We start from the raw sequence: 19,772 nt of genomic DNA, 5'->3' as shown, positions 1-19,772 counted from the left end.
AATTGCCTAGGCAGTTACCAACTAGTCAGATAAATTCAGCTTTTTGTAAGCAAGGCCGCAAGCGCCTTCCATCCGTAGAAAAACATGAAATCACTTTTTTCCCTCCTGCTGGTCGTTGCCTTGTCGGGCTGCGCCGCGATCCCTCCGGGCGAGCCTGGCTCGGCGCCCTTGCAAGGCGCGCAACTGGGCCTGCAAGAACATGACATGGCCTGGCCCACCGAGGAATGGTGGCGGCGCTACGACGATCCTCAGCTCGACCGCCTGCTTGCCGAGGCCCTTGCCGGCAGCCCCTCGCTGGCGGCGGCGCGCGCCCGCCTGGACATGGCCAACGCCGCCGTCGGCGGCGCGCGCGCGGTCCAGTTGCCGCAGCTCAATACCAACTACACCATGCTGCGCGAACGCTTCTCGGAAAACTACATCTATCCGCCGCCCTACGGCGGCTCCATGCAGACGGACAACAGCCTGCGCCTGAACCTGGATTTCGACCTGGACCTGTGGGGCAGGAATCGCGCCCATTACGCCGCCGCCGTTTCCCAGCGCGAGGCCAGCGCGGCCGACGTCCAGGTGGCCCGCAACGCCCTGGTCGGCGCCATGGTCCAAAGCTATTTCAATCTGCAAAACGCGCTGGCGCAGCATCGCGTCATCGCCCTGATCGTGAAGCAGCAGGAGGACGTTCTGGCCATCACCCGACAGCGGGTGGCGGCGGGCCTGGACACCGAAGTGGAGGCCAACCAGGCGGACTCGGCGGTCTCGGCGGCGCGCGTCCAGCTCAGCCAGGCGGCCACCAACGCCGATCTGCTGCGCAACCAGATCGCCGCGCTGGCCGGCGCCGGCCCCGAACGCGGCAAGCGCATACAGGAAACCGCGCTGTCCCACGGGCCGGCCGGGTTGCCGGATCAACTGCCCGTGGAACTGCTGGGCCGCCGTCCGGACATCGTTGCCGCGCGGCTGCGCGTGCAAGCCAGCGCCAGCGAAATATCCGCCGCCAAGGCGGAGTTCTTTCCCAACATCAACCTGTCGGCCTTTGCCGGATTCATGTCGCTGGGCCTGTCCAACCTGCTGCAATCGGGCAGCCAGACCTACGGGGTCGGCCCGGCCATCAGCCTGCCCATTTTCCATGGCGGCGCACTGAACGCCCGACTGGACAGCAAGCGCGCCGAACGCGAGCTGGCCATCGCCGACTACAACCAGACGCTGCTGACGGCCGTGCGCGAAGTGGCCGACGCCACGACGGCCATACGCGCACTGCGGCAACAGATTGTCGACCAGGCCGCCAGCCTGCGGGCGATCACCTCGGCCTACGACATTGCCGTGAAACGCTACAAGTCCGGCCTGGGCAACTTCGTGCAGGTGCTGCTGGCGCAGAACGAAGTGCAGAAACAAGCCATCCTGAATACCGACATGCTCGCCCAGGCCTACAAGCTGGACGCGCAACTGGCCACCGCCCTGGGCGGCGGCTACAAGACCGAAACCACCACACACTGATACACGAGACCCCCATGAGCACCCCAACCCAATCGGCATCCCGGCGCAAGCCCCTGATGATTCTCGCCGCGCTTGTCTTCATCGCCATAGGCATCGCTTACGCGATCTGGTGGGCCATCTATGCCTCGAATTATGAATCCACCGACGATGCGTATGTGCACGGCAACCTGGTCCAGGTCACTTCGCAGATTCCCGGCACCGTCATCGGCATAGGCGCGGACAATACGCAAACCGTCGGCAAGGGCGCCCTGCTGATCGAGCTGGATCCCAGCGACGCGCGCATTGCGCTGGCCCAGGCCGAAGCCGCCCTGGCCCAGGCCGTGCGCCACACGCGCACCATCTTCGTCCAGAACGACGCGCTGGAGGCCGACGTGGCCGTGCGCCGGGCCGACATCGAGCGCGCGCAGGTCGATCTGGCCAAGGCGCAAAGCGACCTGAAGCGGCGGCAGACGCTGGCGCACTCCGGCGGCGTCAGCGGCGAAGAAATCCTGCACGCGCAAACGGCGGTCAAGGCCGCGCAATCGGGCCTGGCCCAGGCGCAGGCCGCGCTGGCCGCCTCGCAGGCCAAGCTGCAAACCAATCAGGCGCTGACAGCCGGCACCACCGTCGCCGCCCATCCCGACGTCATGCAGGCGGCCGATCAGTTGCGCAAGGCATGGCTGGCCGACAGCCGCACGCGCCTGCCCGCGCCGGTGGACGGTCTGGTCGCGCAACGCTCGGCCCAGGTGGGCCAGCATGTGGCGCCCGGCACACCGCTCATGACTCTCGTTCCGCTGGACCAGGTCTGGGTCGAAGCCAACTTCAAGGAAGGCCAGCTGCGGCACATGAAACCGGGCCAGAACGCGACGCTGACCGCCGACCTGTATGGCAGCGACATCACCTACCACGGAAAAATCCAGGGGCTGGCCGCCGGCACCGGCAGCGCGTTCGCCCTTCTGCCCGCGCAGAATGCCAGCGGCAATTGGATCAAGGTGGTCCAGCGGGTGCCCGTCAGGATTGCGCTGGATCCAAAGGAACTGGCCTCGCACCCCCTGCGCGTGGGCCTTTCCATGCAGGTGGAAGTGGATCTGTCGGAGCCGGAGGAAGGCGCAGCCACCGTCGGCAATACGGGCTTCAAGACGGCCGTATTCACCGATGACAGCGGGAAAGCCGATGCACTGATCGCGCGTATCATCAAGGAAAACCTGGATTCATGAGTTCTACGGACACTAAAGCGGCGCCGGCCGCAGCCTACCCGCCGCTGGAAGGACGGGCCCGGCTCTTCGGCACGATAGCCTTGTCCTCGGCCGTCTTCATGAACGTGCTGGACTCCTCGATCGCCAACGTTTCCATACCGACCATCGCCGGCGACCTGGGCGTCAGCGCCACGCAAGGCACCTGGGTGATCACCTCGTTCGCGGTGGCCAACGCCATTACCGTTCCCCTGACGGGCTGGCTGACCCAGCGCTTCGGCCAGGTGCGCCTGTTCGTTCTGTCCGTGCTGCTGTTCGTCATTTCGTCCTGGCTTTGCGGATTTTCCTGGTCGCTGGAATCGCTGGTGGCCTTCCGCGTGTTGCAAGGCGCGGTGGCCGGCCCCATGATCCCCTTGTCGCAGTCGCTGATGCTGGGCACTTACCCGAAGGACAAGGCGGGCATGGCGCTGGCGCTGTGGTCCATGACCATCCTGGTGGGGCCGGTTGCCGGGCCGCTGCTGGGGGGATGGATCTCCGACAACTACAGCTGGCCATGGATCTTCTACATCAATGTTCCCGTCGGCCTGCTGGCGGGCTGGGCATCGTGGCAGTTGTACAAGCACCGGGAATCGCCGCGCGCCAAGCTGCCCATAGACACCGTGGGGCTTGGTCTGCTGGTGCTGTGGGTCGGCGCGCTGCAGCTCATGCTGGACAAGGGCAAGGAACTGGACTGGTTCGCCAGCAGCGCCATTACCGTCATGGCCGTGCTTGCGGTCGTCGCCTTCGTGTTCTTCATCATCTGGGAACTGACGGCCAAGCACCCCGTCATCGACCTGACGCTGTTCAAGTTCCGCAACTTCACCTCGGGCGTGATCACCATTTCGGTGGGCTACGGGCTCTTCTTCGGCACGGTGGTGCTGCTGCCCTTGTGGATGCAAAGCACTCTGGGCTATACGGCCACCTATGCCGGCATCGCCTCGGCGCCGGTCGGCATCCTGGCCATCATCATGTCGCCCATGGTGGGAAAAATGCTGTCCAGGCACGATCCGCGCATGATCGCCACCTTCGCCTTCCTGGTTTTCGCGCTGATCAGCTACATGCGGGCCGACTTCAACACGCAGGCCGACCTGTACACCATCATGCTGCCCACCTTCATACAAGGCGCGGCCATGGCGACATTCTTCATTCCGCTGACCACCCTTACCCTGGCCGGGTTGGATCCGCATCGCATCCCCGCCGCCGCCGGACTGTCGAATTTCGTCCGGCTGGTGTTCGGCGCCTTCGGCACCTCCATCACCACGACCCTGTGGGAGAACCGGGCCAGCCTGCATCACGCGCAATTGACCGAGGCCGCCCGCCCCGGCGAACCCGCCTTCGACGCGATCATGAACGGCATGCAGCAAAGGGGCTTCAGCCATGAACAATCCGCAACCGTGATCAACAACATGATCAACCAGCAGGCATTCACCATGTCGGCCACCGACATCTTCTATGCCTCGGCCATTTTGTTCCTGCTGCTTATCGGGCTCGTCTGGATGGCCAAGCCGTCCTCGAACAGATCGGCCGGCGGCGCGGGAGCCGGCGCGCACTGAACATCGCGCCACGCAGCCGCCGCGACCCAGGGCGGCTGCGCGGCCGAAAGACAAGCTGCCGCCTGGCACCGCCCGCCCGGCACGGAACTTGCTGATCCCCTGAGCTATGGCGGGCGCCTGCAAAGGCGCCCTTGCCTGCCTTTTCGTCAATACAAGACAAGGATAACCATGAACTCAGCATCGACCAATACAGCAAGCAAACAACCCATCGACGTCGCCGCCATACGCGAAGCCGCGCGCAAGCTGGACGACGGCGCGGTGCCGCCCGGATACCAGGGAAACCGCCAGGAAATCATTGAAATGCTCAATGCGGCGCTGGCCACCGAACTGGTCTGTGCGCTGCGCTATAAGCGCCACTATTACACCGCCACGGGCCTGGTCAACGAACCCATCAAGGCCGAATTCCTGCAACACGCCCAGGAAGAGGAGGACCACGCCGGCCGCATCGCCGAGCGCATCGTCCAGTTGAACGGCGAACCGGATTTCAATCCGTCCACGATCTCACAGCGCAGCCACGCCGAATATGACGAGTGCACCGACATCAAGGGCATGATACGCGCCAACCTGATCGCGGAGCGCGTCGCCATCGAATCGTACCGGCAGATGATAGAGCGCATCGGCGACTCCGACCCCACTACCAAGCACCTGCTGATCGACATCATGGCGGTGGAAGAAGAGCATGCCGACGACATGAAGGATTTGCTGGACTGAGGCCATTCTCAGTTGCGTCGACACCGCACGGCGTAGGCTGTGCGGCGGCCGGCTTGCGAGGCAGCGAAAATATATGCTATAGTTTCGCTTCTTTAATTCCCCGATAGCTCAGTCGGTAGAGCGACGGACTGTTAATCCGCAGGTCACTGGTTCGAACCCAGTTCGGGGAGCCAAGAATATCAAGGGCTTACATGAAAATGTAGGCCCTTACTTTTTAGCTATATGTGTTTTTAGCTATATGTGCCGGAATATGTGCGCTGTCGCATATTCAATGACCCTGACGCGGCGGACGTCAGCAGCAATTCGGCACCAGGTGCGTCAGAAATTTGTCCCCAACCGTCCCGGCAGGCTGTCTCACCTACTTTCAATCGATAGCTAGGTAATCGTGGCTATGTAGCGTACTCTGGGTGATGTGACATAACAATACGCACGGCACCAAAGGTGGCGCAAAGAGAGAATATATGAATACCCTACTCCTACAGACCTCAGCACAGCAATGGGGCGCAAGCAATGGCATGAATGCACCGCCAAACCCACCCTCGCGGGCAGATGACGAGGCGCGCAAACGGTCCATTGCCCGCCTGCACAAGCGAGTCGTTCTGCAGATGAAGGAAAGATTCCCGAGCCTGCCATACTAAGCATCTTCTCGAGTCGACACGACCCGCCCCGGCGGGTTTTCTTTTGCTTGTCCCTGCGGCATCCTGCGTATTTCAACGCTCCTGCATCACCTGCGAATTTATATCCAGCGAACAACCCGCAGGCACGGGGTCAAACCCAGTTTCGAGCGCCAAGAATATCACTTCGAGAAGAGCGGCTAGGACGAATAGCGTAGGAGATATTGTTGATTGCTTAGGTAAAACTACCGGAGTAGCTTTAAACAACCAGCTATAGCGCCTCGAAGAAGGAGGCCGGTATGTACAAAACCAGATTGGCGATATTCAATCATCGGGGACGGGAAATAATTGTCGTGCCTCTGGACTGCAGCTTCGAAGGACGGCCTGCCTGGCAACGCAGAGCGGCGCTGGATAAATTGCAGGTGTCCGCAGCCAAAGCCGGCTTACATGCTCCAGTGGCAGCGGTTTGGCGGGTCGGCGGCAAGCTGCGTTTTGTGGCCCCGCCCGAGTGGCATCCCTTCCTGAGCACCTTGACCTGGAACACGATCATTTCCAACCTGAGTTCCACGATCAACTGCCATGAGGGGCCAAGCCGATTTGGGCTGGAACAAACAGCGCCCTCACCCGAAGCCCAGGCCGGCGGTTCGCCCGAAGGCAGGCCCTGAGCTTCCCGCTTCCCCATGCGGATCCCCATCAAGATAGTTGTTCAATGCGAACGCGAATCCGCTTAAACTAGCTCACAAGTAACAAATTTAAACCATGGACGAGACGGACGTACGCCGCCTCATGGGAGCCTCATTGCATAACGCATACGAAGCGGGTATTCGGATAGCGGAAAGAAGAGCTATGTGCGGAAGTAAGAGTCAGAGTACCGCGGCACTCGATGGCAAGACGTCCGTCACCGGCCCGCCAGCCATACACGCATTGCGTATCGTGCTGGCCGATGGCCAGGCCGGGCTCGATACGGCGGACCGTCCAGGCCGGCCCGGCCCTTGCCACGTCCGGCAGTGGCGCATGACCGACGATCCCGAAACCCTGGCGGCTTGCCTTGCATTGCTGTCGCCTCAGGAACGGCAACGGGCCGGCTCATTTCTGGTTCAGCCCGCGCGCGATGTCTTCATACAGGTCCGGGCATTGCTGCGGCTTGTGCTCGGCGAACATCTGGGCAAGAGTCCCGGCGATATCCATTTCGACTATGGCCGGTTCCGCAAGCCCACCCTGGCGGGCGGCAGCAGCGATACGCACTTCAATGTGGCCCATTCGAGCGACTATGCCTTGATCGCCATCTCGCAGGGAGCGGAAGTCGGCGTGGATATCGAGCATATGCGCCACACAAGCGACCTGGCCGGCCTGGCGGCGCAGATTCTGTCTCCATTGGAGGCGCAGCGCTGGGAGCGCCTGGACGATGGAATGCGGTCCAGGGCTTTCTTTTATGCCTGGACGGCCAAGGAAGCAGTGTCCAAGGCCGTGGGGCAAGGCTTGCAACTGGATTTCAAGACGCTTGAAACAGGCCTGGCGGCCCAGGAGCCGAACGGCGACGGCGCAATGATTCACACCGGCGGGTTTGGCCGCTGCAATGTGTTTGCGCTGCCTGCGCCGGCCGGCTACTCCGCCGCCCTGGCCTTGCGCTGCAAGGACTGATCTTCCCGCAATAGACCGTCGATGGCCTGAGCCACCTGAGCGGCGGTGTCCTGGCCGAGCATGCTGACGTGGTCGCCATCGACATGGCGCACGGCGATGGCGATGTCCGTATAGGCCTGCCATCCCATGGCAGGCAGCGCCAATTGGGCGTTTTCATCGTCACCCAGGTCGCTCGCGCGGGGTTGGGCCGCCCTGACTATCGCCAATGGCAGATCCCGGCAACTGGACGAGACAGGCAGGTAGGCAAGGTAGGCCTCATACTGCACAAGACTGCAATGATGGGCACGCCGCAGCCAGGATGCCGTGGCCGCGGGCGGCAGCAGCCCGGCCGCATGCGAACGCGCCAACGCCAGATCGAAACGCCGCTCGGCGGGCAAGGCCAGCAGTTCGTTCAACTCCAGCGGCGTCTGCCTGCCTTGAAAACGCGCCCGCACATCGACCATTCGCAGCAGCCACTCGGCCTGGGCACGGTCGGGGTCGACATTCAGGATGGAGGCCCGCGGCGAGGGAGCGGGTGTATCCAGAATGACGATACGCTCCGGCATGCGCCCCTGCGCCGCCAACTGGCGCGCCATCTCGAAGGCGACCATGCCGCCGAACGAATAGCCGCCTATCCATCGGGGCGCCGGCTTGCCGCGCGCGGCAAGGGCCTGCAGATTGGCCTCGGCCAGCGCCTGAACGGTGGGCAGCGGCGCCTGTCCTTCTTCGAGCCCCGGCGCCTGGAGCGCCCAGAATGGAATCCGCGGCGGCATGGCGCGCGCCAGATCCAGGAAGACGCTGACATCCCCGGCGATGGGGTGTACACAGATGAAGGGTTCCTGCCCGCCTTCCCGCGCCCGCGGGTCGCTCATCACCACGATCGGCGACCAGCTCTGCCCTTCCTGTATGGCCGCCGCCAGGGAGGCGATGGTCCGATGCTCCAGCAGCAGAGCAATGGGCACCGGCCTGTCCAGCGCCTCGGCCAGCCTCAAGGCAAGCTGGGTCAGCTCCAGCGAGGTCAGCCCCAGCTGCCAGAAATCCGTGTCCAGCCCGCAAGCGCCCATGGCCGAATCGGTTTCCGGCTGGCCGGGAGCGAGGCCGGCCACGATGGCGGCGATACGCGCCTCCAGCGTGCTGCGCGGACGCGTCGACAAGCGCAGGCCGCCTGTGGCGGACCTTGCTGCCACGTCCACATGCGGCACGGGGACGGGGCGCGGCAGCGCCGCCAGGGGCTCGTCCGCGGCATCCGGCAGCGCGGTCAGGATGGCGGCAAGAGCCTCCAGAGCGGCCTGGGCGTCTTCGGGCTCACGATCATCGATGGGCTGCACCAGCGACAGCACCATGGCGTCGCCCGGAACGGCGATAAAGGTCAGGTCATACGCCGTCTTCAGGCGCGACTGCACCGTCTCCACCGTCAGCCCTTCGGCGCCCGCCCAGGCGCTGGTTCCGGACGCCAGGTTCTCGACGACGACCAGGGTATCGAACAGGGCTCCGGCGCCCGCGGGGGCGCTGACCGCTTCGGCAATCCCGGCGGGCGACAAATAGGCATGCTGCTGCAGTTGCCCCAGCAATCCATGCAGTTGCGCAAGGCCGTCGCCCACTGTCGCGTGCTCATCCAGGCGAAGCCGGACAGGCAGGTTGTTGATGAACAGGCCGACGATGCTTTCCACCCCGGCCACCCCAGCGGGCCGTCCGCTGACCGTTGTGCCAAAGACCACATCCCGGCAGTCCAGGCGGCCTGCCAGCCACACGGCCCAGGCGAAATGCATGGCGGCCGCCAGCGTCAATCCGCGCCGGCGAGTGAATGCCACCAGGGCGCGCGTGGCCGGCCTGGGCAAGGTCAGCCGGGCCGTGGCGTAGCCGCTCGCGGCCGTACGTGCAGGCGCGCGCAAGCGGCGGCGCAGCGGCAGATCGCGCAGCATATCGGCAAAAAAACGGCGGCTTGCGCTGCTGTCGTTGCGCGACAGCCAATCTATATAGCTTTTGTACGCGGCGGGCTGATCCAGCAGGGCCGGCCGTCCGCTGCGGAAGCTTTCGTAGGAAGCCCGCACCTCGCGCTCCAGCCGCCCCATGCACCAGCCATCGACCAGCAGATGATGAAAGCTGGATACCAGGTACAGTTCGTCATGGGCGGTCTGTATGGCGTGCAGCCTCAGCAAAGGCGCCGAGGACAGGTCGAAACCGCGCTCGCGATCCGCCGCCAGGAATTCATCCAGGCGCACTGGATCGAAGCAGGGCCAGCTATGGAGCTCCAGCGGCAGATCGGCGCGGCGGTGCACGACCTGCATGGGACGCGCCAATCCCCGCCAGTGGAAGGCCGTGCGCAGCACGTCATGGCGGTCGAGAACGGTTTGCCAGGCATGGGCCAGGGCATCGAGGTCCAGCGCGCCGCGTATGCGCATGCAGCTTTGCTCGAAGTTGATCTCCGACTTGCCCGCCGCCAAGGTATGCACCAGCATCGCCTCCTGCATGGGCGACAGGGGGTAGATGTCCTGGACATCGCGGGTCCCGGCCAACAGGGTTTTCAGTTCGCCTTCGCCGAGCTCGGCCAGCGGAAAATCGGCCGGTGTGTAGAGGGGACCCGCGCCCTGCCCGCCGGCCAGGGCGACGTTTTCCAGAATGGCGGCCATGCGCCGCAGCAGATCGCTTGCGCCGCCGGCCGGTTCCTGCCCGGCCCAGGCCAGGCGAAGCCGTCCTCCATGCAGGCTGGCCAGCAAGATGCCGCGCACCGAAGGCCCAAAGGCGGGCGGTGAATGCAGTACCGTCCGTGTGTTCGCGCACTGCGCGGAAGACCAGGCCAGCCCGACGCCGGCAGCGGGAAGATCGAAGGTATGGGCCAGCACGCGGAACACCGGCCCCGCCGGCTCGACGGCCTGTCTGGCCGCCTTGACGGCCCGCAAGCGGGCCTCGATGGCCATGGGTCCGACAGGGACGGCGACAGGCAGCACGCATTCCAGATTGCCGGCCAGGGCGCTGGTGTCCGGAGCGCCCCGGGGTGGCCGGCGTTCCGTATCGACGACTTCGATCAGCAGGGTATTTCCCTGGCAAGCTGCCGCCGCCGCTTCGGCAAGCGCGGTGCACAGCAGGTCCAGCGGAGAGGTCATCAGCTGTTTTGCGGCAAGATCGAGCAGGGCCTCTGTGGCGGCGGAATCAAGGAGGCAATGGGCCGCCATCGCGTCCCGGTCGCTCGCCTGGCCGGCAGCCGGTAGTCCGGCGCCCGTGTCTTGCGCGGCGGCCTCCAGCGCGACCAGGCCGGGGCCGGCCGCCTGCGCATCGGCATGCGCCCGCAACCAGTCCAGCCAGGCCCCCAGGCCGCCCGTATGTTCCACCGGCGCTGCGGGCATCGCGACCGCCATCAAGGCATCGTCGAGATCCCCGAGCAAGATCGATGCCGTCCTTTCGTCGGCAATGGCCCGGTGCAAGGCCAGCACGACCACATCTCCCCCGCCGCGCCGGCGGTCGACGAGGGTGGAGGCCACCATGACGCCGTTCTCGGGCTGCAGTCCCCGGCCCAGGCGTTCCGCGTGACTATCCACCCAATCCCGCAACTGCGTGTCGGACATCCCCGGGACTTCCACCGTGCGTATGGGCAGGCGCGCGGTGTAGGCCATGATTTCCACACGCTGGGCCTCGCCGTCCCGCACCCATCGCAGGCGCAGCGCTTCATGCCGTTCGGCCAGGCGCTGCATGGCCAGTGCCAGCTCCAACACCGTTATGGGACGCTCCAGGCGCAGGCTGGCCAGCAGGAACGCCCGGCCGGTGCCGCCATGAGGCGAAGCCGGAACAAGTTCGGCATCGAAAATCTGTTCGCTGGCAATGCGCCGCGCACGGGCCCTGGCGCCCGCCGCCGCCTCGGCCAGTTGCCGGATGGTCTGCAACTGGAACACGTCGGTGGGAGCAAGAGGAAGCCCGGCGGCCGTCGCCCGCGCCGCCATGCGTATCGCGGTGATGGAGTCCCCGCCGACATGAAAGAAATTGTCGTCGATGCCCACGCCCTCCAGTCCCAGGAGCGTGGTCCAGATGCCGTGCAATATGCCCTCTTCCTCGCTGCGCGGCGGCACCCGTTCGGCCGCTCCGTCCAGGTGCTGGTCCTGAACGGGAGGCAGCGCCTTGCGGTCCACTTTGCCATTGGCGTTCAGCGGCAAGGCATCCAGTACGACATAGGCATGAGGCAGCATGTGGGCCGGCAGCAGGTTTTCCAGAAACCGGCGCAGGTCGGCCGTGGCGGGCGGCGCCGCAAGGGGAACGACATAGGCGACCAGTTGGCGGTCGCCCTTGTGCCGGGGCGCCGCCACATGGACGGCACGAAGGCCGGGATGCCGTCCCAGGGCCGCGGCCACCTCCGCCAGCTCGATGCGAAAGCCGCGCAGCTTGATCTGGTCGTCGTCGCGTCCGGCAAAAAGCACGGTGCCATCGGAACGCCAGCGGCCATGGTCGCCGCTGCGGTACATGCGCGCCCCGGGCCGGTCGTCGTAGGGATCGGGCAGGAAAACGGCCGCCGTGCGCTGCGGATCGCCCGCATACCCGATGGCCACGCCGTCGCCTCCGACATAGATCTCGCCGATGACGCCGGGCGGCAGCGGCTGCCCGCGGCGATCCAGTATGTAGACCGTGCTGTTGGCGATGGGGGATCCGATGGGAACGTCCAGGCTGTCCTGATCCAGCTTGGACAGATCGTAGAAGGTGCTGAAAGTGGTGTTTTCAGTGGGCCCGTAACCGTTCAGCAGGCGCAATCCGGTGCCGGCGCTGGCGGCCAGCACGGCGCGCGCCGCATCGCCGTTGACGGCGTCACCGCCCGTCATGACCAGGCGATCGCCCGCAAAGACGCCGGGGTCGATCCCGGCCAGTTCCTGGAACAGGCCGGCGGTCACCCAAAAGACATTGATGCGATTGTGCTCCAGCAACTGTCTCAGCCGCCCGCAATCGAGTACGGATTCCTTGTCGACGATCACAGCCGTGCCGCCATTGAGCAGCGGCGCCCAGAGCTCCAGGGTGGACGCATCGAAGGAAGGGTTGGAATAGACGGCGGCGCGGGTGGCGGGCCCGAATTGCGCATAGTTGGTGTCGCGCACCAGGCGAACGATGGCGCGCTGCGGTACAGCCACGCCCTTGGGTTCGCCGGTCGACCCCGAGGTGAACATCACATAGGCCGCGGCGCCCGCGGCCACCTCGATCTCTTCCAGGGGTGCCAGTACGGCCGCGGACTCGAACAACGCCGTTGCACTGAAGGTATCGCGGGAAAGCTCCTTGCCGGCATCGCCATTGTCCACGATCACCGCGCGCGCGCCGATGGACGACGCGAGCCGCGCGCGATGGGCTGCTGGATGGGCGGGATCCAGCGGCACATAAATGGCGCCCAGCCGCAGCACGGCCAGCATCAGCGCAATGAACCGCGCCGACATGGGAAGAACCAGCATGACGGCATCGCCCTGGCCGACGCCGGCCGACGCCAGCGCGCTGGCCAGGCGGGCGGATTGCCCGGCCAGCGCGCCATAGCTCATGCGCTGGCCACGGTCGTCGATGGCAACGTGGTCCGGAAAGGCGCGCGCTACCTCGTTGAACAAGCCGGAGATGGAAGCGTCACGCGGATACGCCTGCCGGTGGCCGTTGTAACGGGCGATCAGCGCGCGGCCTGCATCCGGGTCGATCAGGGGCAGTTCGCCCAGAGGCTGGTCCGGCGCCTTGGCGGCGCCGGCCATGACGGTGCCGAACCAGTCCAGAAGCCGTTCTATGGTCCCGGCCTCGAATATCGACGGATCGTAACGGCACCATAATTCCAGCTGGTCGCCGTCCGCCCGGTAGACGAAAGAGAGATCCGCCTTGGCAGCCTGGTCGGCCTGGTCGTCGATGATGCCGAACCGTGTGTCGTCCGCCGCCCGCCGCGGCAACGAGCCGGCTTCCAGCGTTCCGAACAGGACTTGCATCAGCGGCGGCACACCGGACCGCCGTTCGATGCCCAATGCCTGGACAATACGCTGAAACGGCGCATCGCGGTGCCGCAATCCGTCCTGGAACGCCTGCCGCAGCGCATCCAGCAGCTGAGCGAAGCTTAGATCGGGAGTACAGGCCATGCGCAGCGGCACGGTATCGACCAGCATGCCCACCAGTTGCGACAATTCCGGGCGCGTCCGTTTCGACACCGGCACGGTCACCACCAGGTCTTCCAGGCCGCTCCAGCGATGCAGGACGGTAAAGAAAACCGCCAGGAAGGCAAGAAAAGGCGTGGTTCCGCGTTGCCGCGCCAGGTCTTCCAGCGCCTTCGCCTTTTCACGCGGCAGCACCAGCCTTGCGGCCGCCCCCGCCTGCGATCCGCCTTTCCCGCGGCGGTGATCCAGGGGCAGATCCAGCATGGCGGGAACCTGATCCAGCGCGCCGCGCCAGTAGCTCAACGCGTCGGCCAGGGCCGGCGCGTCCGGCGCACCAAAGCGATCCTGCTCCCAGTCGGCGTAGTCCGGATACTGCAAGGCCAGTTCATCCCAGCTGGGCGGCGCATTTCGCCGCGCCGCGTCGTAGGCGGCCACCAGGTCGTCCAGCATGATGGGCAGCGATCCGCCATCGGCGATGGCGTGGTGCAGGACGATGACCATGGCCATCGGGCAATCCCCATACGAGCCGTGGGCGGGCTGAAGCAGCGCCGCACGCAGCAAGGGGCCCTTGTCCATATCGAAGGGCTGGGCCAGCATGGCCCCGGTCGCGCCAGTGACTTCCTGTCGCCAGGCATCCGGGTCGCGAATGATCTTGCCAAGACGCACAAGCTCGATACGCCTGTCATCGGCAATGGCCTGCACCGGAACGCCGTCCACAAGCGGCAGCGCGGCGCGCAATACGTCGTGGCGCTCGATCAGGGCGTCGAACGCGCGATGCAGGGCATCGGGATCGGGCTGGCCTTCTATGGAAATGACGAGGGGGACGGCATACTCGGACCCTCCCTCCTGCAACATGCCCTGGTAACGCAGCTGTTGCTGCGCAAAGCTTGCCGAAGCAATATACCCGCTGCTCATTGCGCGGCGCCCGACGGCACCCCGCCGGACAGGTCTACACGGGTGCGCGTACGCTTGCGCAGGCCGGGCTCCTGGCCTGCTTCGCGGCCCGACAGCCGTTGGGCAAAGTCGGACAACACGGGCGCTTCGAACAAGTCGATCAGCTCGACGGCCAGTTTCAGGTCGCGGCGCAGGCGGGAAACCATCTGCATGGCATCGAGCGACCGGCCTCCGATGGCGAAGAAATTATCGTGCCGGCCTATGGCAGCGCAGCCGAGCACGGCTTGCCATATCATGGCGACGTCGCACTCCGTCTTGCCCTGAGGCGGCGCGGATGCGCCTTGCAGGCGCTGGGGCTCAGGCAGCTTCAGCCTGTCCACCTTGCCGGCGGATGTGCGCGGCAATTTCTCATGGAGCACAATGTGCTGCGGCACCATGTAGGCGGGCAGCACGCCTTGCAGATGCTGCAGCACCGCCTCGCTGCCGGGCACGTGCGCGCCCGCCGCATGCGCAATCAGCTGCGCCGTCTGGCCGCCCTGGCGCAAGGCCAGCACAACGGCCTCTTCCACGCCGGCCATGTCGCGCATCCGGGCTTCGATTTCGGCCAGCTCGATACGGTAGCCGCTGATCTTGACCTGCTCGTCCGCGCGCCCCTGAAAGCGCAGCTTGCCGTCGTGCCCGAGGACGACGCGATCGCCGCTGCGGTAGGCACGGTCATAGCCCGGATCGTCGTGAAAAGGATTGAGTACGAAGCGCTCGCTAGTCAGCGCGGCCTGGCCCACATAGCCTTGTGCAACGCCTGGTCCGGCTATCCAGAGCTCGCCCGGCACGCCCGCCGGACACAGGCGATTTCGGCTATCGACCACATACGTCCGCGTACCGGGAATCGGACGCCCTATCGGCACGGGAACGCCGGCGCCGCCAGGCCGGCAGGACTCCCAGGTGGCCCAGACCGTGGTCTCGGTGGGGCCGTATTCATTGGCCAGCACAAGGTGGCGCAGCTTGGCGCAATGGCGTTCAACCAGATCGGGCGGACACGCCTCGCCGGCCACGACGGCCAGCTGCAGCGTCGCAAAATCGGCCGCTTCACCGGCGGACAGGACCAGGCTCCATTGCGACGGGATCATGATGGTCTGGCTTACGGCCGCGCTGCGTATCAGCGCAGCCAGGCGATCCGGATCGTTGGCTTCGATGGCGCGCGGCAACACCAGCGTGCCGCCGATGGCGAGCGTGCCGAAGATGCCCGTGACCGAACCATCGAAGATCAATGGAAATGTCAGCAGCAGGCGGCGATTGGGCCTGTCGGGATAGGCAGCCATCCGGGCGGCGACGTGATAGGCCAGATTGCCATGGGTGACGGACACGCCCTTGGGACGCCCGGTCGAACCCGATGTGAAGATGACGTAGGCTTCGTCCTGGCCTTGCGGCATGCCGGCCGCCGCGGCTTCCCGCAAGGCCGTTCCGGCATCCGCTGCGGAAAAATCGGCAAGGTCTTCCACGTCGACCAGCGCCGGGCCGGCGAAGCCGGGCTCTCCGATGCCGATCACGGCAGCCGCCTCGGCCTGGGATGCGATGTAGCGCTTGCGCTCGGCCGGTGAATTCACGTCCAGCGGCACGTAGGCGGCACCGGACATCAGGGTTCCAAGGAGGGCGGCTATCCCCAGGGGACTGCGTTCCAGATGGATGGCCACACGATGGCCGCGTTCTATGCCGGCGGCCCGCAGCCGCAGCGCAATCCGCGCGGCGGTACCCAGCAGGGCTGCATAAGTAAGGGATTCAACGCCATGCACCAGGGCCGGCGCATCGGGCTGTCCCATGGCGTGAGCCAGGATGTCTTCGATGACCGTAGTATCGGCGGACCGCGTTTGAGGGGCGCCCACGCTGCAGTCCAGCAGCGCCTTTGCGATGGCCGGCGGCACCGCGTCGATGCGATCGACGGCAAGATCGGCCGATCCCGGCAGCATACCCAGGGTATGGGCCAGCATGTCCATCCGCAGCGCGGCGTCGGCGGCCGCGACATGGCGTTCGTCCACCATCAGATGCACGGCCAGGCCGCCGTCATGGCGCTCCACCATCAGGTTCAGCGGCATGTCGGGCAAGGTGACGTCGCCCGTCTCGGCCAAGGCCAGCCCGGTGCCGGCCAGAGCGCCCTCTTCGTCCAGCGGGTAGTTCTGGAACCCCACCAGGCTGTCGAAGGGCAGGACATCGGGCGCCATGTCCAGCAAGGCGCGCAGGTCGTCCATGCCGATGGAGCCGGCGTCGCGCGCGGATGCCGCCTGCTTTTGCAAAGCCCGCAGCCAGTCGCCCAAGGGACGCTCGTCCACCTGTGCAACGACGGGCTGGATCTGTATCTGGATGCCGACCAGCCCGGCCAGCTGGCCGCTCTCCGCCCCGGACGGACGCAGCGCCTCGACCGCGCCGAAAATGACTGTGGCGCTGTCTTGCAGGCGGGCCTGCACCAGAGCCCATGCCGCCTGCACCAAGGTATTGACCGTGACGTGAGCGGTCCGGGCGAAATCCTCGAGCCGGTTCGCCAGCGCTGCGGGCAGGTGGATCCGGTGGGCACGAATGACGGGGCTGGCCGCATCCGCACTGGATACGGAGCCGGCGCCGCCGCTTTCCGGCATTGAGGCCAGCACATCTCGCCAGTACTCGATGGCGGCGGCGGGATCGCGGGATTTCTCCCAGTCGACATAGCGGCGGTACGCCGGCGCCGGCGCAAGGGAAAGCGCGGTTCCGGCCGTGCCCGACCGATACAGCGCAAACACCTCGTCAAGGATGATGCCCAGCGACCAGCCGTCCACCGTCAGATGATGGCGCGTCCACACCAGCACATGGCGGTCCGCCGCCAGGCGCAGCAATGCCACCCGCATGAGGGGGGGCTTGCGGATGTCGAAGGGGCGCGCCCGGTCCTGGGCCAGGTAGTCGTCCAGGCGGAGCCGCCAGTCGGCGCACGAAGTCCAGTCGAGCTGGTCGACGGCAAGTGCGGCCTGACGGTGCACCACCTGGAACGGATGGTCTTTGAGATCCCAATGAAAGCCGCTGCGCAAGGCGGTGTGGCGATCCACAACCTGTTGCCAGGCCGCGGCCAGGGCGGCGGCATCGAGCGCGCCTTCCAGCACGGCCCACCATTGCCCCATGTACAACGGCTGATCGGGATAGGCCAGGCAGCGCATGAGCAACGCCTGCTGCATCCGGGTAAGCGGGTAGGCGTCTTCGATGGGCCGCAGTACGGCAGCGGGATTGGCTTGCACGAAAAAGTTGGGGAGAAACCAGTCTGGAACCTCCCCTTTGATGAAAGCGCCTTACAGGCTTTCGATGTAGAAGCCTTCGCCCTTGACGTCGCCCTGGGTGAACTTCATGAACTTCTCCACCCAGTGGCCGCCCGTTTTCGCATTCGGGTTGGAGGACAGCGCGTCCAGGGAGGCTTCGTCTTTCCAGACCGTTGCCAGGCCGTACATGGAGGGATCCTTCTTGGAGCGCATCAAACCAAAACCGATAAGGCCCGGAATGTGGTCGCCCGGCTTGGAGCCGTCGTTGGGCAGCAGCGATTTTTCGAGCAGTGAGCGTGCTTCTTGTTCGCTGCCAGCCTTGATGTTTGCGCGAGTAATTGTTAGGAACATACCAGCCATAATGTCAGTCTCCTGAGGTTGAACTACATTGAACTGCAAACAAGATGTGACGAGTCCGGCCCCTTGAAATCAAACCGTCGAATGGCGAACTGTATACCGCGACGGTAACAATCGTCAACAATTGCTACGTATGATACTGGGCTGTTACAGGATTCTCGACTATCTAGGTGTCACGGTGATGACAGGAAACAGTGGCCCGCGTATCGGCTTTCCGACCTCCAGGTCGGCGTGCAGGCCCGCCGCCGCCAAAGCGCCGATGACATCCCTGCCGTGCGGCGACAGCACGGACTCCTCGGTGATCCAGCGGGTGACAAAACGGCGTAGCGGCCGTTCAAGATGGTTGCCGGGAGCGCCATGGAGCGTGCGGGCGTCGAAGAGCACGCAATCGCCGGGTTCCAGTTGCCAGCCGATGATGTCGTAGGCGCCGCGGTCCGCCTCGATGTCGGGCACCTGTCCGAAGCCGGACTCCTCGCGGCCGGCATCGCCATGGAATTCCGTATAGAAGCGCTCGGCCGCGTCGCCGTCCCCGGAAAAATAGGATCGCGGCATCAAGGTTCCGCCCCATCGGTGCGACCCCGCGACGAACTCCAGCGAGGCATTCCTGGGCGTGGGATCCAGCGCCACCCAGATCGAACAGAACGGCCCCGCAACCGCGGTGTCGTGATGCCAGGGCGTGCGCGCCGAAGCGCCGGGCAGCTTGTTGAACCAGGTGTCCTGCACCAGCCGCACCGGATTGGACCGCAGCGCCTGCGCGGCAATGGCCGCGGCCGGCGACTCCATGCAAAAGCGTTCGAATTCCGGAATATACCGGCGCCCCCACATGTCCGACAGAAAGCCCCCGTCCGGCGTGCCCAGGTTGCGGAACAAGGGGCTGGGCTGAGCGATGTTGCGCTCGATGCCCTGGCAGGCCAGTTCCACCCAATCGGCGCTGAAGGCGCCGCGCAGGCAGATGGCGCCATCGCGTTCGTAGGCTGCGGCCGCGTCGGGCGGAAATAGAGTGCTTGCTGTCATGTTGCGTCGCCTGTTAGTGTGTAGGTCCGGTAAAGCAACTATACATAAGTCATGTTTAGATACAATAGCTGATACAATCATCGACTGCCACAGCAACAGCATGTTAGCGGAAGGCTTCCTGATATGGACACTACGGCCGGTACCTCGCCAGCGACAGAATCCATGCCATTGCATTGGGTCGTCAGCTTGCGGGCCGCCGCGTCGGGCCAGCCCACCTTCCTGTTTTTCCCGCATGCGGGCGGCTCGTCCTTGTCGGCCGGGCGGGTGGCGGCCGCCTTGCCCGACAACGTTGGAATCATGGCGGTCCATTTGCCGCGCCAGCCGTCCGACAGGGGCGGCGGCCCGCCCCGGCGGGCCACCGCCGCCGCCGATGGCATCGCAAACGCCCTTCTTTCCCATATCCCGCCTCTTCGCATCGACGAAGCCCAAGCTTTGATCCTGGTCGGCAACAGCTATGGCGCCCTGCTGGCATTCGAAACCGCCAAACGTCTAGCCCGAGACGGCATCCGGCCGGCCCGCCTGGTAGTGTCGGGCTTCCGGTCGCCCTGCATGCCTGCCGCCGATACCCCCTTGTACCGTCTCCCCGCCCGGCAACTGAGCGCCGAACTGGCGGCCCGCTTCGGCATGGCCGGCGGCGATGCGGACGACTGGGCCGTTTCCGGCCTGGAGCATGCCCTGCGCGCCGACCTCGAAGCCTGCGACACCTATCGATACGCCCCCGACGCCCTGGACGTACCCATCGACGTCCTGCGATTGCGCAGCGATCCATCGGTTTCTTCCGAAGAGCTTCAGGCCTGGCAAAAGGTCACATCCGCCTCCACCCGATTGATTCCCTGCGATGGCGGGCATTTTTTCTGGGCTACCCACAGCGCCGATCTTGCCCGCATCCTGATGCGGGCCGCCACCTTGTCCGCCCACGCCGCCCAGGACGTGGCTCCCATGAACAGCAACTGAA

The 19,772-nt window shown here is 65.3% G+C and carries 11 protein-coding genes and 1 tRNA gene; 8 read left to right on the top strand and 4 right to left on the bottom strand.

The genetic code is table 11. The annotated features are described in order from the left end of the window. The first annotated feature begins 84 nt into the window (after positions 1 to 84). The 7 genes from OEG81_RS06205 to OEG81_RS06175 all read left to right on the top strand — a co-directional run bounded on the left by OEG81_RS06205 (position 85) and on the right by OEG81_RS06175 (position 7,215). On the top strand, positions 85 to 1,485 hold the full coding sequence (locus tag OEG81_RS06205) for an efflux transporter outer membrane subunit (protein WP_264131837.1): 1,401 nt from the start codon (positions 85 to 87) through the stop codon (positions 1,483 to 1,485). Between the two features lie 14 nt (positions 1,486 to 1,499). Next, positions 1,500 to 2,681 carry an HlyD family efflux transporter periplasmic adaptor subunit gene (locus OEG81_RS06200; RefSeq protein ID WP_264131836.1) on the top strand — a complete coding sequence of 394 codons (1,182 nt, stop codon included), beginning with the start codon at positions 1,500 to 1,502 and terminating at the stop codon, positions 2,679 to 2,681. Then, positions 2,678 to 4,249 carry a DHA2 family efflux MFS transporter permease subunit gene (locus OEG81_RS06195; protein WP_264131835.1) on the top strand — a complete coding sequence of 524 codons (1,572 nt, stop codon included), beginning with the start codon at positions 2,678 to 2,680 and terminating at the stop codon, positions 4,247 to 4,249. Before OEG81_RS06200 ends, OEG81_RS06195 begins: the two co-directional genes overlap by 4 nt. Before the next feature lie 168 nt (positions 4,250 to 4,417). Next, positions 4,418 to 4,960, top strand: a complete 543-nt coding sequence (locus OEG81_RS06190) for a ferritin-like domain-containing protein (protein ID WP_264131834.1) — start codon at positions 4,418 to 4,420, stop codon at positions 4,958 to 4,960. Between the two features lie 97 nt (positions 4,961 to 5,057). Then, positions 5,058 to 5,133: transfer RNA gene (locus OEG81_RS06185), tRNA-Asn, on the top strand. 740 nt (positions 5,134 to 5,873) lie between these two features. After that, positions 5,874 to 6,239, top strand: a complete 366-nt coding sequence (locus OEG81_RS06180; RefSeq protein ID WP_264131833.1) for a hypothetical protein — start codon at positions 5,874 to 5,876, stop codon at positions 6,237 to 6,239. 181 nt (positions 6,240 to 6,420) lie between these two features. Then, positions 6,421 to 7,215, top strand: a complete 795-nt coding sequence (locus OEG81_RS06175; RefSeq protein WP_264131832.1) for a 4'-phosphopantetheinyl transferase family protein — start codon at positions 6,421 to 6,423, stop codon at positions 7,213 to 7,215. Here the strand turns inward: OEG81_RS06175 and OEG81_RS06170 are convergent. The 4 genes from OEG81_RS06170 to OEG81_RS06155 form a co-directional block, all read right to left on the bottom strand. Continuing rightward, positions 7,179 to 14,195: a non-ribosomal peptide synthetase gene (locus OEG81_RS06170; protein WP_264131830.1), complete on the bottom strand. Its 7,017-nt coding sequence runs from the start codon at positions 14,193 to 14,195 to the stop codon at positions 7,179 to 7,181. The two genes, OEG81_RS06175 and OEG81_RS06170, sit on opposite strands and share 37 nt — an antisense overlap. Next, positions 14,192 to 17,428, bottom strand: a complete 3,237-nt coding sequence (locus OEG81_RS06165) for an amino acid adenylation domain-containing protein (protein ID WP_264131829.1) — start codon at positions 17,426 to 17,428, stop codon at positions 14,192 to 14,194. The genes OEG81_RS06170 and OEG81_RS06165 overlap by 4 nt, the downstream gene beginning before the upstream one ends. Positions 17,429 to 17,479: 51 nt before the next feature. Beyond that, entirely contained in the window at positions 17,480 to 17,806 is a 327-nt protein-coding gene (locus OEG81_RS06160) for an antibiotic biosynthesis monooxygenase family protein (protein ID WP_264131828.1), read from the bottom strand. Positions 17,807 to 17,965: 159 nt separating this feature from the next. Further along, positions 17,966 to 18,817 carry a phytanoyl-CoA dioxygenase family protein gene (locus tag OEG81_RS06155; RefSeq protein WP_264131827.1) on the bottom strand — a complete coding sequence of 284 codons (852 nt, stop codon included), beginning with the start codon at positions 18,815 to 18,817 and terminating at the stop codon, positions 17,966 to 17,968. A 162-nt stretch (positions 18,818 to 18,979) separates the two neighbouring features. On the opposite strand from OEG81_RS06155, the gene OEG81_RS06150 reads away from it, so the two are divergent. Next, positions 18,980 to 19,771 carry a thioesterase II family protein gene (locus OEG81_RS06150; RefSeq protein ID WP_264131826.1) on the top strand — a complete coding sequence of 264 codons (792 nt, stop codon included), beginning with the start codon at positions 18,980 to 18,982 and terminating at the stop codon, positions 19,769 to 19,771. The last annotated feature ends 1 nt before the right edge of the window (position 19,772 follow it).

The organism is Pollutimonas sp. M17, assembly GCF_025836975.1.
Lineage (GTDB): Bacteria > Pseudomonadota > Gammaproteobacteria > Burkholderiales > Burkholderiaceae_B.
Note: the sequence above shows the minus strand (reverse complement) of the source record. Positions and strands in the feature narration are given on the sequence as shown.

Coding starts and splice junctions, on each gene's coding strand:
- OEG81_RS06190 (WP_264131834.1), top strand. CDS start 4,418: ATGAACTCAGCATCGACCAATACAGCAAGCAAACAACCCATCGACGTC.
- OEG81_RS06170 (WP_264131830.1), bottom strand. CDS start 14,195: ATGAGCAGCGGGTATATTGCTTCGGCAAGCTTTGCGCAGCAACAGCTG.
- OEG81_RS06150 (WP_264131826.1), top strand. CDS start 18,980: ATGCCATTGCATTGGGTCGTCAGCTTGCGGGCCGCCGCGTCGGGCCAG.
- OEG81_RS06155 (WP_264131827.1), bottom strand. CDS start 18,817: ATGACAGCAAGCACTCTATTTCCGCCCGACGCGGCCGCAGCCTACGAA.
- OEG81_RS06160 (WP_264131828.1), bottom strand. CDS start 17,806: ATGGCTGGTATGTTCCTAACAATTACTCGCGCAAACATCAAGGCTGGC.
- OEG81_RS06180 (WP_264131833.1), top strand. CDS start 5,874: ATGTACAAAACCAGATTGGCGATATTCAATCATCGGGGACGGGAAATA.
- OEG81_RS06195 (WP_264131835.1), top strand. CDS start 2,678: ATGAGTTCTACGGACACTAAAGCGGCGCCGGCCGCAGCCTACCCGCCG.
- OEG81_RS06200 (WP_264131836.1), top strand. CDS start 1,500: ATGAGCACCCCAACCCAATCGGCATCCCGGCGCAAGCCCCTGATGATT.
- OEG81_RS06205 (WP_264131837.1), top strand. CDS start 85: ATGAAATCACTTTTTTCCCTCCTGCTGGTCGTTGCCTTGTCGGGCTGC.
- OEG81_RS06175 (WP_264131832.1), top strand. CDS start 6,421: ATGTGCGGAAGTAAGAGTCAGAGTACCGCGGCACTCGATGGCAAGACG.